14 protein-coding genes and 1 riboswitch are annotated in these 16,313 nt (G+C 70.0%); of the genes, 5 read left to right on the top strand and 9 right to left on the bottom strand.

All coding sequences use genetic code 11. The features are described from left to right. Positions 1-80 precede the first annotated feature (80 nt). A complete protein-coding gene (locus CcI49_RS21710; RefSeq protein WP_076828923.1) occupies positions 81-1,718 on the top strand; it encodes a DNA repair helicase XPB in 1,638 nt (545 codons plus the stop codon). A gap of 81 nt (positions 1,719-1,799) precedes the next feature. On the opposite strand, the gene CcI49_RS21705 is transcribed toward CcI49_RS21710, so the two are convergent. From CcI49_RS21705 to CcI49_RS21695, 3 genes are all read right to left on the bottom strand, one after another. After that, on the bottom strand, positions 1,800-2,393 hold the full coding sequence (locus CcI49_RS21705; RefSeq protein WP_054568930.1) for a Uma2 family endonuclease: 594 nt from the start codon (positions 2,391-2,393) through the stop codon (positions 1,800-1,802). 168 nt (positions 2,394-2,561) lie between these two features. Next, entirely contained in the window at positions 2,562-4,184 is a 1,623-nt protein-coding gene (gene groL / locus CcI49_RS21700; protein WP_076828920.1) for a chaperonin GroEL, read from the bottom strand. Positions 4,185-4,518: 334 nt separating this feature from the next. Next, on the bottom strand, positions 4,519-5,388 hold the full coding sequence (locus tag CcI49_RS21695; RefSeq protein WP_235498191.1) for a LuxR C-terminal-related transcriptional regulator: 870 nt from the start codon (positions 5,386-5,388) through the stop codon (positions 4,519-4,521). A gap of 551 nt (positions 5,389-5,939) precedes the next feature. On the opposite strand from CcI49_RS21695, the gene CcI49_RS21690 reads away from it, so the two are divergent. Together CcI49_RS21690 and CcI49_RS21685 are read left to right on the top strand one after the other, a co-directional pair. Next, positions 5,940-8,537: an MMPL family transporter gene (locus tag CcI49_RS21690; protein WP_076828918.1), complete on the top strand. Its 2,598-nt coding sequence runs from the start codon at positions 5,940-5,942 to the stop codon at positions 8,535-8,537. After that, complete coding sequence (locus CcI49_RS21685) at positions 8,516-9,472, top strand: site-specific integrase (protein WP_198955589.1); 957 nt, start codon at positions 8,516-8,518, stop codon at positions 9,470-9,472. Before CcI49_RS21690 ends, CcI49_RS21685 begins: the two co-directional genes overlap by 22 nt. A gap of 72 nt (positions 9,473-9,544) precedes the next feature. Here CcI49_RS21685 and CcI49_RS21680 read toward each other — a convergent pair whose 3' ends face one another. The 3 genes from CcI49_RS21680 to thrC form a co-directional block, all read right to left on the bottom strand. Then, a complete protein-coding gene (locus CcI49_RS21680) occupies positions 9,545-9,880 on the bottom strand; it encodes a helix-turn-helix transcriptional regulator (protein ID WP_054568933.1) in 336 nt (111 codons plus the stop codon). Further along, positions 9,877-10,248 carry a type II toxin-antitoxin system RelE/ParE family toxin gene (locus CcI49_RS21675; RefSeq protein WP_076828913.1) on the bottom strand — a complete coding sequence of 124 codons (372 nt, stop codon included), beginning with the start codon at positions 10,246-10,248 and terminating at the stop codon, positions 9,877-9,879. The genes CcI49_RS21680 and CcI49_RS21675 overlap by 4 nt, the downstream gene beginning before the upstream one ends. 78 nt (positions 10,249-10,326) lie before the next feature. Next, complete coding sequence (thrC, locus tag CcI49_RS21670; protein WP_076828911.1) at positions 10,327-11,604, bottom strand: threonine synthase; 1,278 nt, start codon at positions 11,602-11,604, stop codon at positions 10,327-10,329. A gap of 8 nt (positions 11,605-11,612) precedes the next feature. Beyond that, positions 11,613-11,732: riboswitch (SAM riboswitch) on the bottom strand. 99 nt (positions 11,733-11,831) lie between these two features. Between thrC and CcI49_RS21665 the strand changes: the two genes are divergently transcribed. Beyond that, the gene (locus tag CcI49_RS21665; protein ID WP_076828909.1) at positions 11,832-12,638 is read left to right on the top strand and encodes an HAD hydrolase family protein; all 807 of its coding nucleotides are present in this window, start codon (positions 11,832-11,834) and stop codon (positions 12,636-12,638) included. 140 nt (positions 12,639-12,778) lie between these two features. Then, positions 12,779-14,281 (top strand): trehalose-6-phosphate synthase, encoded by a 1,503-nt coding sequence (locus CcI49_RS21660; protein WP_054568937.1) that lies wholly within the window; start codon positions 12,779-12,781, stop codon positions 14,279-14,281. A gap of 81 nt (positions 14,282-14,362) precedes the next feature. Here CcI49_RS21660 and otsB read toward each other — a convergent pair whose 3' ends face one another. Genes otsB through CcI49_RS21645 form a run of 3 tightly spaced genes read right to left on the bottom strand, consistent with a single transcriptional unit; the run spans position 14,363 to position 16,284 of the window. Beyond that, entirely contained in the window at positions 14,363-15,247 is an 885-nt protein-coding gene (gene otsB, locus CcI49_RS21655) for a trehalose-phosphatase (protein WP_054569164.1), read from the bottom strand. A 46-nt stretch (positions 15,248-15,293) separates the two neighbouring features. Further along, positions 15,294-15,941, bottom strand: a complete 648-nt coding sequence (locus CcI49_RS21650) for a LytR C-terminal domain-containing protein (RefSeq protein ID WP_054568938.1) — start codon at positions 15,939-15,941, stop codon at positions 15,294-15,296. Between the two features lie 10 nt (positions 15,942-15,951). After that, entirely contained in the window at positions 15,952-16,284 is a 333-nt protein-coding gene (locus CcI49_RS21645) for a DUF3263 domain-containing protein (protein ID WP_054568939.1), read from the bottom strand. Between the last annotated feature and the right edge of the window lie 29 nt (positions 16,285-16,313).

Here is a 16,313-nt window from a genome sequence, read left to right as displayed (position 1 = left end):
GCGGGGAGTGGGTGTTGGTTGCCGCTGGTTGTACCGTCGAGTGCGGTGGATGTGACAACAGCGGAAGGCGGTGGCGGGCTTTGCCGGATGGGCCCCTGATCGTCCAGTCGGACAAGACCCTGCTCCTGGAGGTCGATCACCCGCTCGCCGGGCGGGCCCGTGCGTCGATCGCGCCCTTCGCCGAGCTGGAGCGTTCCCCCGAGCACGTGCACACCTACCGGGTCACGCCGCTCGCGCTGTGGAACGCCCGCGCGGCCGGCCATGACGCGGAGCAGGTGGTGGACGCCCTCGTCCGCTACTCGCGCTATGCCGTCCCCAACGCGGTTCTCGTCGACATCGCCGACACGATGGACCGCTACGGCCGGCTCCGGCTGGAGAAGGACCCGGTGCACGGCCTGGTGCTGCGGGCGTTGGACCGCGCGGTCCTGACCGAGGTCACCAGGGCGAAGCGGGTCGCGCCCATGCTCGGCGCGCGCATCGACGACGACACGGTTGCGGTCCATCCGTCCGAGCGCGGCCGGCTCAAGCAGGCCCTGCTGAAGGTCGGCTGGCCCGCCGAGGACCTCGCCGGGTATGTCGACGGCGAGAAGCACCCCATCGAGCTGCGCCAGGACGGCTGGGAGCTGCGCGAATACCAGAAGGGCGCGGTCGCCGGCTTCTGGGAGGGCGGCTCGGGCGTCGTGGTGCTGCCCAGCGGCGCGGGCAAGACGGTAGTCGGCGCCGCCGCGATGGCCCAGGTCGGCGCGACCACGCTGATCCTGGTCACCAACACCGTCGCGGGCCGCCAGTGGCGTAACGAGCTGCTGCGGCGGACGTCCCTGACCGAGGACGAGATCGGCGAGTACTCCGGCGAGCGCAAGGAGATCCGGCCGGTCACCATCGCCACCTACCAGGTGATGACGGCCCGGCGGAAGGGCGAGTACCTGCACCTGGAGCTGTTCGGGGCGCGCGACTGGGGTCTCATCGTGTACGACGAGGTCCATCTGCTGCCGGCGCCGGTGTTCCGGATGACGGCCGACATCCAGTCGCGCCGCCGGCTTGGGCTCACCGCGACCCTCATCCGTGAGGACGGCCGGGAGGGCGACGTGTTCTCCCTGATCGGGCCGAAGCGCTACGACGCGCCGTGGCGCGAGATCGAGGCCCAGGGCTGGATCGCGCCCGCGGAGTGCACGGAGGTCCGGGTCACGCTCACCGACGACGAGCGGATGACCTACGCGGTCGCCGAGCCGGAGGAGCGGTACCGGATGTGCTCCACCGCGCACAGCAAGAGCGCGGTGGTGCGCCGGCTCGCCGAACGGCACGCGGATGACCGGGTCCTGATCATCGGCGCCTACCTGGACCAGCTCGACGAGCTCGGGCGCCTGCTCGACGCGCCGGTCATCCAGGGCTCGACCCGCAACAAGGAGCGGGAGCGGCTCTTCGACGCGTTCCGCAGCGGCGAGATCACGACCCTTGTGGTCTCCAAGGTGGCCAACGTGTCGATCGACCTTCCCGAGGCCGGGGTGGCGATCCAGGTCAGCGGCACCTTCGGCTCCCGGCAGGAGGAGGCCCAGCGGCTCGGCCGGGTGCTCCGCCCGAAGTCGGACGGCCGGTCGGCGCACTTCTACACCGTGGTCTCGCGGGACACCCTCGACCAGGAGTACGCGGCGCACCGCCAGCGCTTCCTGGCCGAGCAGGGCTACGCCTACACGATCGTCGACGCGGACGACATCGGCTGAGGGCCGGGACCCCTCGGCGCCGCCCGCCGGCTCAGCTCTCCGGCGGGCTCAGCTCTCCGGCGGGCTCAGCTGACCGCCGGCTCAGTCTTCCGGCGGGTCGATGAGCGCTGCCGGTGTGACCGTGACCGGGAACGGCCGGGTGGCGACCAGCCTGTCGTCACCGCGCACGACACCGGCCGGGACGTAGTCGGCCCCGACCAGCTCGAAGGCCTCGATGGTCGCCGAGTCGGGGTCGACCAGCCAGCACACCGGGATCCGGAACTCGCGGTAGAGGTCGAGCTTCAGGGTTCGGTCGTAGCGGCGGGTGCTCGCGTCGGCGATCTCGACCACCGCGAAAGGTGTCTCGGCGATCCGCCGCCGCGCCGGGTCGCCGACCGCGACGACGGCGATGTCCGGCACCAGCAGGCACCGCGGGGACAGCTCCACCTGGACGCTGGTGAACACCTGCGCGCCGGAGGTCGCCGTGTCGGTGAGCAGGGTCCTGAGCCGGTCCGTCACCCGTGCGCGCAGCGGCGTCGGCCACGGCCGGGCGACCAGGAGCCCGTCCAGGATCTCGACTCGCGCGGCATCGTGGACGATCTTGTCGAGGTCGGCGACGGTGACCGGCGGCGACGGCAGCACGAGACCTGGGCGATGGGCTCGTAGCGGAGCGGGAGCTTGTACCACGCTTTTCATCGTGCCTGTTGCTCCGTCCACTGTCGAAGTCTTACGGTCGCGACCCGCGGACGCCGATCTTACTACCGTTCGGTAACTTGATGGCAGGCCGTTCAGAGGAATGCGAAAGGGGCGGCCCGGCCGAAGCCGGAACCGCCCCTTCTGCTCGTCAGAGCGCGGGAACTGGACTCAGAAGTCCATCTCGCCGCCGCCGCCCGGCATGGCCGGGGCCTTGTCCTTCTCCGGCTTGTCGGCGATGACGGCCTCGGTGGTGAGGAAGAGGCCGGCGATCGACGCGGCGTTCTGCAGCGCCGAGCGGGTGACCTTCGCCGGGTCGATGATGCCGGTGGCGACCATGTCGACGTAGTCGCCGGTGGCCGCGTTCAGGCCGTGGCCGGTCGGGAGGTTGCGCACCTTCTCGACCACGACGCCGCCCTCGAGACCGCTGTTGAACGCGATCTGCTTGATGGGCGCCTCGAGCGCGAGCCGGACGATGTTCGCCCCGGTCGCCTCGTCACCGGTGAGCTCGAGCTTCTCGAAGGCGCTGGTGGACGCCTGCAGGAGAGCGACGCCACCGCCGGCGACGATGCCCTCCTCGACCGCGGCCTTCGCGTTCGAGACGGCGTCCTCGATGCGGTGCTTCTTCTCCTTGAGCTCGACCTCGGTGGCCGCGCCGACCTTGATGACCGCGACACCGCCGGCGAGCTTCGCCAGCCGCTCCTGCAGCTTCTCGCGGTCGTAGTCCGAGTCGGACTTCTCGATCTCGTTGCGGATCTGGTTGACCCGGCCCGCGATCTGGTCCGCGTCGCCAGCACCCTCGACGATGGTGGTCTCGTCCTTGGTGATGACGACCTTGCGGGCGCGGCCCAGCAGGTCGACGGTGGTGCCCTCGAGCTTGAGGCCGACGTCCTCGGAGATGACCTGGCCGCCGGTCAGCACGGCGATGTCGGTCAGCATGGCCTTGCGGCGGTCACCGAAGCCGGGGGCCTTCACCGCGGTGCTCTTGAAGGTGCCGCGGATCTTGTTGACGACCAGGGTGGCCAGGGCCTCGCCCTCGACGTCCTCGGAGATGATCGCCAGCGGCTTGCCGGCCTGCATGAYCTTCTCCAGGATCGGGAGGAGGTCCTTGACCGCCGAGATCTTGCTGTTGGCGATGAGGATGTACGGGTCGTCGAGGACAGCTTCCATGCGGTCGGTGTCCGTGACGAAGTACGGCGAGATGTAGCCCTTGTCGAAGCGCATACCCTCGGTGAGCTCGAGCTCCAGGCCGAAGGTGTTGCTCTCCTCGACGGTGATGACGCCTTCCTTGCCGACCTTGTCCATCGCCTCGGCGATCATGCTGCCGATGGCCGGGTCACCGGCGGAGATGGAGGCGGTGGAGGCGATCTGCTCCTTGGTCTCAACGTCCTTGGCGACGCTGATGAGCTCCTCGGAGACGCGCTCGACGGCGGCCTCGATGCCCTTCTTCAGGCCCATCGGGTTCGCGCCGGCGGCGACGTTGCGCAGGCCCTCGCGGACGAGTGCCTGGGCCAGGATCGTCGCGGTGGTGGTGCCGTCACCCGCGACGTCGTTGGTCTTCTTCGCTACTTCCTTGACGAGTTCCGCGCCGATCTTCTCGTACGGGTCCTCGAGCTCGATCTCCTTGGCGATGCTGACGCCGTCGTTGGTGATCGTGGGGACGCCCCACTTCTTCTCCAGGACAACGTTGCGACCCTTGGGGCCGAGCGTGACCTTGACAGCGTCGGCCAGCTGGTTCATGCCGCGCTCCAGGCCGCGCCGTGCCTCCTCGTCGAAGGCAATGATCTTCGGCATGGTGTCTGGGTCCTCCCAGGGGGATGGCAGTTCGATGGCCTGGCCACAACGACGCCCGCGACGGACGGCCCGACCCGGCTCCCCGCCTGAACGGGAGGACGACCAGGAAGCCTCGTCGTTTCAGCCTTTGGCACTCCCGTGGGGAGAGTGCCAGGTCCTGTTTAGCACTCGCCATGGGAGAGTGCAAGCGCGTGCCGCTCCGCGTGACGGTGTGGCGCGGGCACGCCGGCGGGGCCCGGCCAGCCCGCTTCCGGGCTCTGTGTCCGGCTCGGCGCGGGGCCGCCGCCGGCTCCGCTCTGACCGTCGGCGGGCTCCGCTCGGACTGGCCGTGCGGTCAGCCCAGCAGCCCTGATCTACGGCCGACATCCACTGCCGCTGTCCGATTCCGTACGCCCAGCTTGTTACGGATGCTCCGCAGGTAGGCCTTGACGGTTTCCGGGCTGACGACCAGCCGGGTGGCGATCTCGGCATTGGAAAGGCCCTGCGCCACCAGGTCGAGCACTTCGACCTCCCGTCGGGTGAGGCTGAACGCGGTCTGGTCCGCCGTCACCGTTTCGAACAGGCTGTCTTCGAGCAGCTGCTGAATGATGGCAATCCGCTCCCGGGCCAGCGGCGTGCTGGCCTGCTTGGCGAGTTCGTCCAGGTGGACGCCGATCTCCCACAGAGCCTGGATCTCCATCTTCAGGCGGAGCAGCCCACCGAGCCGGTCTGTCTGCGTGAACTGGGCGATCAGAGCCGCCAGGCGGCTTATGAACGACAGCGCTGTTCTGGTGGTCGCGGCCCCGATCTGACCGGATCGTCGGGCCAGGTAGAACACGAACAGCACACGGCCGTCGAACCGCAGGGGAACGGCCAGCACCGAGCGCATGCCTCCGCAGGCCGTGAGGTCCACGTCATCGGCGAGAGCCGGCATCACCCATCTGCCGCCTTCGACCAGGGTGTACCGGCCAAGCGCCACGGCCCGCCCACTGACCCCCTCGTTCGGCGGGATCGTGGCAGCAGGGAGCCTGCAGCTTCTTGCGCCGTTGACGCAGCGGATGCTGATGTTCCGGGTATGCGGCTCGACGTGTCCGCCTGCCACCAGGTCCACGCCGGTCCGGGCCCGCAGCCTGGTGACGACCTGGGTCAGGAACTGGTCGCGCCGGGCACTCTGGGTGTCTCGACCATCGTCGCCGGTTCTCTCGTTGCCTGTCCTGACGGTCACCTTGTACCTGCTCCTCGGTCGATCGGACGGCTGGTCGATCGGGTGGCGCAGGGCCCCAACAACCGGGACAAGTGACCGTGCGGAGCCGCCGGATTCGCTCACGCCGTGTTCCGGACGGTGTTCGGAACCGAGATTGATCAACATCTAGAAACGGTCAAAGCATAACAATCCGCTTCTGGCGTCGCTAAAACCGTGACCTGATCTGTGCTGTGTCGTACCGGTCTGCGGGGCGGAGCGGTTCGCCGCTCGTCAACCCATGAACCTTTTTGTTGGGAAGCAAGACGAACGAGGCCAGAACCTACGTGTTTTAGGGCTTCTCCAGGTACCCCAAAAAGGGGGTATTAAAACGGGCTCAACTTCCCGAGACTACGAATCCTCCTGCGCGAGCATCTGAATCACTCTGGATGGATGGATGTGCCTGCGCGGATGCGTTGGTTGTGGAGGGAACGAACTCCGGCGGAGGTCGGGTAATCCCTCCGATGAAATGTCAGAGATATCAGTCGACTGATATCAGAAGTGTACTGAACGGATAGTCGGTGGAAGGGGTGTGTATGGCGGTGGGCGCACCGCGGTGGCCCGGCGCGGATGAGCACGGTTCCCGGCTGGAAACCCGGTCTGACGAGCCGCGGACACAGCGCGGTGGCTTGTTCGCCCTGCTGGCAGGTGCCGCCACTACCCGTCCCTGGCGAGTGCTCACGATCGCCGGCCTGCTGCTGGTACTGGCGGCGCCATGGGCCGCGGGCATCTTCGGGCACCTGGCCGTGGGCGGGTTCTACGCGCCCGAAGACCCCGCGGCCCGGGCCGAGGCGCTGCTTGACTCCGAGTTTCCCGGCGCCCCGCCGAACGTGGCTGTCCTCCTCACCGCGGCCGGAGGCATCGACGGTCCCACCCCGGCCCGGCTGGGCCAGGACCTCACCACCCAGCTCTCCGGGGAAGCCGGTGTCACCGCGGTCGTCTCCTACTGGGGCCAGGCCGGTCGCAGCGAGCTGTTCCGGTCACGGGACGGTCGGTCCGCCCTGATCCTGTTCCGGCTCACCGGCACCGAGGACGAGGTCCAGAAAAGGCTCGACCAGCTGTACGAGAAGTACGCGCACCGAGGCCCCGGCGTACAGGTGACCTTCGGTGGCGCACCCGCGACGATGCGCGACGTCACCGAACGCGGCCGGGAGGATCTCGAACGGGCGGAGCTCGTCACCGCGCCACTCGTCTTCGCCGTCCTCCTCTACGCCTTCGGCGGTGTGACCGCGGCACTGCTGCCGGTGCTGGTGGGCGGCAGCGCGGTCATCGCCAGCATCGCGCTGTTGCGTGTACTGGCCGAGATGACACCGATCTCGGTGTTCTCGCTCAACCTCACCACCGCGCTCGGCTTCGCTCTCGCCGTCGACTACAGCCTGTTCATCCTGCGCCGGTTCTGGGAGGAGCAGCGCAACGGGCGCTCTCGGGCCGACTCCCTGCGGGTCAGCCTGCAGACCGCCGGACGCACCGTCCTGTTCTCCGGGGTGACCGTCGCGCTGTCCCTGACGGGAGCACTGCTGTTCCCGCTGCCGTACCTGCGTTCCTACGCGTTCGCGGGCGTCGCCGTGGTGATCACCTCGGAGGTCGCCGCGCTGCTCCTCCTTCCCGCCGCGATCATGGTCCTGGGGGATCGGATCGACGCCCGCCGACAGCGGTGGGCCGGGGTGGAACATCCGGCCCACCGCTCGGGCAGCACGGCGGGCACCCTCGGCAGGCGGGATCGCCGGGGGCGGGCCGGTCGCCGGGCGCGGCGCGAGCCCGGGGCTGTCTGGGCCGGTATCGCGCGGATGGTGATGGCACGTCCCCTGCTGTTCGGCGGCGCGGCCGTCGCGGTGATGCTGATCCTGGCGGCACCGCTGCGGGATCTGACAGTGGCGCTCGCGGATGACACCGTCCTGCCGGCGACGTCCGAGTCGCACATCGTCAACGACGCCATGCGAGATGACTTCGCCATCTGTCTGCCGTGCCAGATCCCGCTCGTCGTGCCCGGGGTGGACGCCCGCGATCCGATTGCCGCGGCCCAGCTCAGTGGCTATGCCGTCGCGGTGTCGGCGGTGCCGGGAGTGGCCCGGGTCGACACGGCGGCCGGAAGCTTCGCCGGCGGGCATCAGGTGATGCCGGCACCGGCGGACGGTGGTTCGTTCATCGGGGTGCACGGCGGGGCGTGGCTTTCTCTGTGGCCCGATCACCCGGACGCCGTCTCCGCCGAGACGAGGGAGATGATCGGGCGGATACGCGCGGTGCCATCCCCTTTTCCGGTCTACGCCGGTGGAATCGCTCCCCACCTGCTGGAAACGCGGGACAAGGTGGTTCGCAGCCTGCCCCGTGCCGTCGGCATGGTGGTGCTGGTGACCTTCGTCCTGTTGTTCCTTTTTACCGGCAGTGTCGTTCTGCCGATCAAGGCACTGGTCCTCAACGCGCTCAATCTGGCGGCCGTGCTCGGTGTTCTCGTCCTGGTCTTCCAGGAGGGGCACGTCGGGGTGCTGACCGAAGGCCTGCAGATCTCGGGAACGACGGAGCTGACCAGCCCGGTGCTGATGTTCTGCATCGCGTTCGGGCTGAGCATGGACTACGAGATCTTCCTGCTCTCCCGGATCCGGGAGGAGTATCTGCGCACCGGGAACAACGCCCGGTCGGTCGCACGTGGTCTGGGCTCCACCGGCCCGTTGATCACGTGTGCGGCACTCGCCCTGATCGTCGTCATGATCGGCGTGGCGACCTCGGAGATCAGCATCATCAGGATGGTCGGGGTGGGTCTCGCGGTCGCCGTCATTCTCGATGTGACCGTCGTGCGCGCGATCCTGGTCCCGGCGTTCATGGCACTGGCGGGCGACTACAACTGGTGGGCCCCGCGGCCGATGCGCCTGCTCCACGAGCGGTACGGACTCCATGAAGGACACCCCGAGGAAACGGGGGAGCGGGCGGAATCAGAATTTTTGCCGCGCCCGGCTCGATGGAATTATCCGGTACGGGCTGGGAGCGGTTTTCGTGCGTTCCACGGCTGGGATCGGTACCCGTCGGTGGAAATCTCCGAAGTGTACCGAGAACCGAGTTCAAGTCGCCCCGAAGAGAGTTCGGCGAAGGTGTCTGAATTGTTTTCCGAGGAGGAGTCGTGGGCATTGTCCGGGCGCTGACGGTGGGGGAGGGTATAGCCCTCTTCCTGGGTACCCTTGATCATTCCGGGAATGTGGGTACCCGGCGGGTCTACGCGCTGACGTTACGGCAGCTACGCGACTATCTCGGCGCCGGGGCGCCGCTTGCGGTGCTTGACGAGCCGGGTGCGGCGAGTGCGCTGGCGGTCTGGTTCACGGGCCGGTGGGGGCAGCGCGCACCGGCGACGTTCAACCGCAACCTCGACACGCTGCGCTCGGCGGCCGGTTACTGGCGTGACCAGGGCTGGATCGTCACCGAGCCGACTGCCGAGGTGCGCCGCCGCGGTCGAGCCCCCGCACAGACCCGGACGCTGTCCCGCGCAGCGGTCGCGGAACTCGTCACCCGAGAGAACGTCGACCTGCGCGAACGGGTGCTGTGGTGGATGTTGTACGAGACCGCCGCCAGGGCTTCGGAGGTCCTGGCCCTCGACGTCGAGGATCTGGATCTGCGGCACCGGTGCGCGCCGGTGCATCGCCGACGCAACGCCGTGGCCGTGATCATCTGGCGGGCCGGGACCGCCCGGCTGCTGCCACAGCTGCTGATGGGCCGCGAGGCGGGGCCGGTGTTCCGCACCGACCGTGGCACCCGGCTGGCCTACCGGCGCGCCGCCGACATCTTCAACACCGCGACCGACGGAGCGACGCTGCACCAGCTTCGCCACTCGGCGCTCACCCACGCCGCCGAGGACGGGGCGAACACCTCGACACTGCTGGCCTACTCGGGGCTCACTTCGGTCGCCTCGCTTGCCCGGTACACGCGCCTGTCAGCCAGGGCGCTGGCGCAATGGCAGCTGGGCGACGAAGCCGGGCCTCAACCCGGCGGCGCCTYCCGCGGCGGCCCGGGGCGGTCCCGCGGTGACGCGCCCCGGCGTGAGGCGCCCCGGCGTGAGACGAGCACCGCCCGGGGGAATCGCTGACTGGGAAGGCACCCGAAAACGCGCTGTCCGCCTCCGAGGTGCGGCTTCGAAGGCGGACAGAGGCGGCGTGGTCTACGCGGCCGGGGTGTCGGTACCGCGCAGGATGTACAGGTCGTCACCGAAGACCGCGGTGATCTGGATCTCGCCACCGAGCGCGTCGACGTACCGGGCGATGACGTCGATGGTCGACACCTCGCCGGACTCGATCTGCGAGACCCGGCTTTTGCTGATGCCCATGCGTTCGGCGACCTCGGTCTGGGTGATACCAAGGTGCCTGCGACGCTCCGCGAGGCGATACCCGTCGATGTAGGCCTGATTGCGTCGACGGGCCTCGGCCAGTGCCTCCGCGCCGCCGGCATTGGAGATCAGCTCAGCGCGGACGTCGCTCCACTTGGGAAACTTTGTCATGACCGGCCCTCCTCGGCTTCCCGTTCCTTCGCGTACTCGACGTACAGCTCTTCCGCCAGCGGAATCGCCCTGCGGTACCAGCCAGACCAGTCGCCCGACTTGTCCCCGCCGACCAGCAGGATCGCCGAGCGCCAAGGGTCGAATACGAAGATGATCCTGATCTCGGACGTGCCGGCGGAAGGCGGTCTGAGCTCCTTCAGATTGTGGATCTCGGAGCCGGCCAGGCGGTCGACAAGCGGGCGGCCAAGGCTCGGCCCCGCGTCAGCAAGCCGGTCGATCGCGTCGGCGACGAGGGCCCTGGACCTCGGATCAAGCCCGTCGATCCAGCTCAGGCACTCACGCGTGACGCGGATCTCCCACTCACCCACATCCGGAGTTTAGTAAATCCTTGACCGTGTGCCCGCCTGGCCGCCGTGGTCCAAGCCGTGGTATCAGCGTGCGGTGGATCAGTCGTCGCCGAGGCCGGCGGCCTCGAAGGCGGACAGCGACGGCCGGATCGTCGCGGTCGGGCCACCGGTGGGCACCAGCGGGTCGAGCGTCTTGAGGCCGTCACCGGTGTTGTAGATGACGGTCTCGACGTCCGGGTCGAGGCGGCCTTCGTCCAGCAGGCGGCGCAGGCAGGCGACGGTGACGCCGCCGGCGGTCTCGCCGAAGATGCCCTCGGTGCGGGCGAGCAGGCGGATGCCGTCGACGATCTGCTCGTCGGTGACGTCCGTGATCGCGCCGCCGGTGCGGCGGGCGACGTCGAGGGCGTACGGGCCGTCCGCCGGGTTGCCGATCGACAGTGACTTGGCGATGGTGGACGGCTTCACCGGGGACACCGTGTCGACGCCGCGGGCGAACGCGGAGGCGACCGGGTTGCAACCGGCGGCCTGGGCGCCGAAGACCTTGTACGGGGTGGGCTCGACCAGGCCGAGCTTGCCCAGCTCACCGAAGGCCTTGTCGACCTTGGTGAGCAGCGACCCGGACGCGATCGGGACGACGACCTGGCCGGGGAGCCGCCAGCCGAGCTGCTCGGCGACCTCGTACCCGAGCGTCTTCGAGCCCTCGGCGTAGAACGGCCGCACGTTGACGTTGACGAACGCCCACTCGTACTCGCCGGCGAGCTCGCTGCACAGCCGGTTCACGTCGTCGTAGTTGCCCTGGATGGCGACGAGCGTGCCGCCGTAGACCGCGGTCGACACGGTCTTGCCGGCTTCCAGGTCGTGCGGGACGAGCACGATCGAGCGCAGCCCGGCGGACGCCGCGTGGGCGGCCACCGACTGGGCGAGGTTGCCGGTGGACGCGCAGGCCACGGTGGTGAAACCGAGGTCACGGGCGGCGGTGAGGGCCACCGAGACGACCCGGTCCTTGAACGAGTGCGTCGGGTTGGCGCTGTCGTCCTTCACCCACAGGGTGCGCATGCCCAGCTCGGCGGCCAGCCGCGGCGCGGGGCGCAGCGGCGTCCAGCCGGCACCCAGCGAGACCCGCCGCTCGGCGACGTGCCCGGAGGGCAGCAGCCCCACGTAGCGCCACAGGTTCTGCGGGCCGGCCTCGATCGACTCGCGGGTGACCCGGCGCAGCCGGTCCTCGTCGTAGGCGATTTCGAGTGGCGCAAAACACTCCACACAGACGTGCGTCGGCGACAGCGGATAGGTGGCTCCGCAGTGGCGACAGGACAGCGAAACAGCGGGGTTCGCGGTATCCGGGCTCGGGAGAGTGGCGCGCTCGGGCGCGAGAGTCATGCGTGAACTCCTCATCTTTCCCGGGCGCCGGCTGCGTCCCGGGTCGGAATTAGCACCTGCCGCGCAGGGTCGCGTCGGTGGTTGCCGGGGCTTCGCTGGGCCGTTCCCTCTGCCCCTCTGGATGAGCCAGATGAAGTTGTCTGTCCGTACTGTAGTCCGCGTGTGGGCGGGTGTGCACCGTAGTTTGTGGGGTCGGACGGGCGTCACGAACTGAGGGAGACGTAAGCGTGCCTGTACGGATCGTCTATACCGATCTTGACGGAACGATGGTCGGCCCGCGTGGATGCTTCTTCCGCTCCGAGGGCGGGGCCAGCACCCTGGAACCGGCCCGCGCGCTGGTGGATCTGCATGAGGCCGGTGTCGCGCTGGTCCTGGTCTCGGGGCGGACGCGGCCGCAGCTCGTGGAGGCCGCCGGGATCTTCGGCGCGGACGGGTTCATCGGGGAGCTGGGCGCCATCGTCGGGTGGACCAGCGGAACCTGGCTCGACAGCGAGATCCTGCGCGGGGCCATGCCGGATTCCTACGCGCAGGTGCCGGAGAGCCTGCTCGACGAGCTGATCCGGCTTCACCCCGGTCGCCTCGAGCTGCATTCGCCCTGGCACGCGGGCCGAGAGATCGACGTCATGCTGCGCGGCAAGATCAACGTCGCCGAGGTGGACGAATGGCTCGCCGAAACCGGTTTCGGCTGGCTGAGCATGCGTGACAACGGGCTGGTCTCGCCGGCGAACATGCCCGACCTCGGTGAGATACCTCACGTATATCACCTGGTGCCGGACGGTGTCAGCAAGGGCGAGGCGGTGGCCTACGACCTCAAGCGGCGCGGGATCGACCCGGCCGACGCCATCGCCATCGGCGACTCGGCCAGTGATCTGGAGATGGCTCGTTCGGTGGGCCGGATGCATCTGGTGGCCAACGCGGTGCGCCATCCCGACATCGCCGAACTGCTCACCAAGCACGACAACGTGGTGGTCGAGTCGGACGCGGTCGGGCTGGGCTGGGCAAGCGCCGTCCGCAGCGCCATCGACAGCCGGTAACAACTGGTAATAGTCGGTAACGACTGGTGATGAACCCGACACCCCCGTGCGGGGGTGTCGGGGCAGCCCGATAGCCCCGCCGTGCGGGGATGACACCCCGACAGGGCGCTCGATGTCCTACGCTCCGCTGTGTGCGTCACATGCCGGGCATCGGGGAGCTCGCGGCGCAGGCCGGTGCCGGCTCGTTCCAGGCCGACCTGCTGGTCGCGTCGAACCGGGGTCCGGTCTCCTTCGCGGTCGGGGATGACGGCCTGCTGATCCCTCGGCGCGGTGGCGGCGGGCTGGTCAGCGGCCTCGCCCAGGTCGTGCAGGACGCACCCGAGGACGGCGGCGAGCTGCTGTGGGTCTGTACCGCGCTCAGCGAGGCCGACCGCCGGGCGGCCCGCTCGGCGCCGGGCGGCCGCATCGACCAGGCCGGCTACGACACCGGCGGTGCCTCGGTCCGCATGCTCGACCTGGACCGGGTGCTGTTCGACCGCGCCTACAACGCGGTCGCCAACCGGACGCTCTGGTTCGTCCTGCACCTGTTGCACTCGCCGTCGACGGAACCGAGCTTCGGTGCGTCGTTCCGGCAGGACTGGGCAGCCTACGAGGACTACAACGCCGCCTTCGCCGAGGCGCTCGCCGAGCAGGCCGCGCCGGGGGCGTGCGTCCTCGTCCAGGACTATCACCTGACGCTGGTGCCGGCGCTGCTGCGCGCGATCCGGCCGGATGTGCGCATCGCCCACTTCAGCCACACACCCTGGTCGCCGCCGCAGTACTTCCGGATGCTGCCCGACTCGGTGGCGGCGGCCATCCTGCGGGGCATGCTCGGGGCCGACCGGCTCGGTTTCCTCGCCCCCGCCTGGGCGGAGGCCTTCCGGGAGTGCTGCGCGGAGATCCTGGGCGCGACAGTCGAGGGCGATGCGGTCACGGCCGGCGGGCGCACGGTCCGGACGAGTCTCTACCCGCTCGGTGTGGACGCCGCCGAGCTGCGGGACCGCGCCACCCGGCCGGATGTGCAGGAGCGGGTGGCCGAGCTGCGTGAGCTGGCCGGTGGCTGCCGGCTGGTGGTGCGGGTCGACCGCACCGAGCTGTCGAAGAACATCGTCCGCGGGCTGGACGCCTATCGCGAGCTGCTGCGCACACATCCGGAATGGCACGGGCGGGTGATGCATCTGGTCTGCGCGTACCCGTCGCGGCACGATCTGCCCGAGTACCGCGAGTACACCGCGGCCGTGCAGCGCATCGCGGCGGAGATCGAGGCCGAGTTCGGCACCGAGAGCTGGCTGCCCGTGCACCTGGAGATCAGCGACGACTTCCCGCGCTCGCTGGCCGCGATGAGCCTGGCGGACGTCCTGGTGGTCAACCCCATCCGGGACGGGATGAACCTCGTCGCGAAAGAGGGGATGGTGGTCTCGACGGAGAACGCCGTTCTCATCCTCTCCCGGGAGGCCGGCGCCTGTTCGCAGATGTCCGCCGACGCCCTGGTGGTGAACCCGTTCGACGTCACCGCCACCGCGGAGGCGATGCACACCGCGCTGACCATGGACCCGGCGCAACGGTGCGCCCGGACCGGGCGGCTCGCCGCGATCGCCGCGCAGCTGCCGCCGCGCGCGTGGTTCCGTGCGCAGCTCGACGAGATCGCCGACCAGCGCGGCTAGCTCCTCGACTCCGCCGCCGGGCCCGGTAGGTGAGGGTGCCGGGCCCGGTAGGTGAGGGCAGCAGGCAGGTCAGGGCCAGGATCAGGGCATCAGCCGGTCGGCCAGGACCTCCAGCAGCGTGACCATGCCGGCCGGGCCGTCGACGACCAGATCCGCCCGCAGGCGCAGTGCGTCCGGCACCTCGGGGCTGTCACTGCACACGGTGACGCCACCCACGCCGCTGGCCCGCAGCTCGTCGACCGCCTCGAACGCGGGCAGGTCGCCCAGGTCGTCACCGGCGACCAGCACCGACCGGGCCCCGCGCTCGGCAACCAGTGCCCGCAGCGCCCGGCCCTTGTCATGACCGGGTGGGCGCAGCTCCAGCACCCGCTTACCGGGCGCGGCCTCCAGACCGTGGTCCTGGGCCAGCCGGCTCAGGGCCGGCGTCAGCGCGGCGAGCGTGGCGTCCGGGTCGGCGGTCCGCCGGACGTGCACGACCAGGGCGTGCTGCTTGTCCTCGACGGACGTCCCGGCCGGGGCATCCTGGAGTGCCTCGGTGAGGGCACCGCGCAGGGTGCCCACCCCGGGCAGCGGCTCCGGGCTGGTGGTCTGCCCGGTCTCGGCGTCCCAGCGCTGCAGCCCGTACTGGCCGAGGACGAGCAGCCGGCCGAGGTCGGCGAACCGCGCCGCCTCGGTGAGCTGCAGGACGGCGTCCACCGGCCGGCCGGTGATGATCGCCACGGTGCCGACCCGGCGGGCGATCCGGCTCAGCGCCGCCATGGCGCCCGGGGCGGGCACGGCGTCCCCGGGCCGGGACACGATCGGTGACAGGGTGCCGTCGTAGTCGAGCGCGACCAGGGCGTTCTCCGGCGCGGTCAACAGGGCGGCCAGACCGGCGCCGCCGGCCGGGGTGCGCGGGGTCGGCGGGGATTCCACGGTGGCGGGCGCGGCCCGGCCGGTGGGCGGCGAGGTCGAGGATTCGGTCACGATCGCTCCCGGTCGCATGCGGTGGGTGGTGGCGGGCCGGCTGCCGTCAGGGCTGGTCGCCGGCAGGAAAGTCCCTGGTGATGACCAGGATGAGGGTGTCCGTCTCGATGATTCGCGTCTCGGCGCGGGGGACCATGCGATCAATCCCGGGGACGGTCTCCAGCAGGGTGCGAGCGGCCTCGGCGTCCTCGGGGTCGTAGAAGACGGTCGTGACCGGGACGTTGTACTGGCCCACGTAGTTGCCGGTCCGTTCGACCTTGAAGCCGGCGGCCTCCACCTTGTCGGCCGCGCGGTCGGCGAGTTTGGCGATCCGGGAGTTGTTCAGCACGATGACGGGCGCGAACGCGTGCGGCCCCGCCGGATCGGACCCGGGTTTCGGTGTCGCCGCGGCAGTGGTCGGTGCCGGTGGCCGGGTCGTGGCCTCATCGGTGGGCTCCGCCGGCCTGGTGGACGGGGCGGGAGCGGTGGAGGCGGCGGACTCGGCCGGCTCGGGCGGGCTCGTCCGCTCGGCGGACTCGGTCCGGATGGGGCTCGCCCCCGCGGCGGTGACGTCGTCATCGCTGTCGGACTGGGGGTTGAACAGGTTCACCAGCAGGATGCCGGCGAGCACGGCCAGCACGGACACGGCGATGGCGGCTGCCATGCGCAGGCGGTCACTACCGCGGGTTCGGTAGGGGCGGGAGCCACTGGGCACGGGGCTCTCCTCAGGCGTCGTCGGGACCGTCGCCGCCGGGCGCGCCGGCGTCGTCCAGGGCGCCGGCGCGGGCGCGCCGGCGTTCGTCAAGCAGCCGCTGCAGCCGGTTGACGAGCATCGGCTCGGCGGCCAGCGCGGCTGGTGACTTGATCAGTACATGCAGCTTCTGGTAATAGCGGGTCGACGACAGACCGAACTCGGCCTGGATGGCGGCATCCTTGGGGCCGGTGTGCACCGGCCACTTCTTCTCGAACGCCAGCATCCGGGCATCCCGCTCGCTCAGGCTGCCGCCGCCCATCGCCGGGCCGGAATCGGCAGCGTCCGATCCGGGGGCGGGGGGCACGGCGAACCTCCTTGCGGGGCGGCAGCCTC

The organism is Frankia sp. CcI49 (genome assembly GCF_001983215.1).
Taxonomy (GTDB): Bacteria; Actinomycetota; Actinomycetes; order Frankiales; family Frankiaceae; genus Parafrankia; species Parafrankia irregularis.
The sequence above is the reverse complement of the archived record's forward strand: the minus strand, read 5'-3'. Positions and strand labels throughout refer to the sequence as shown.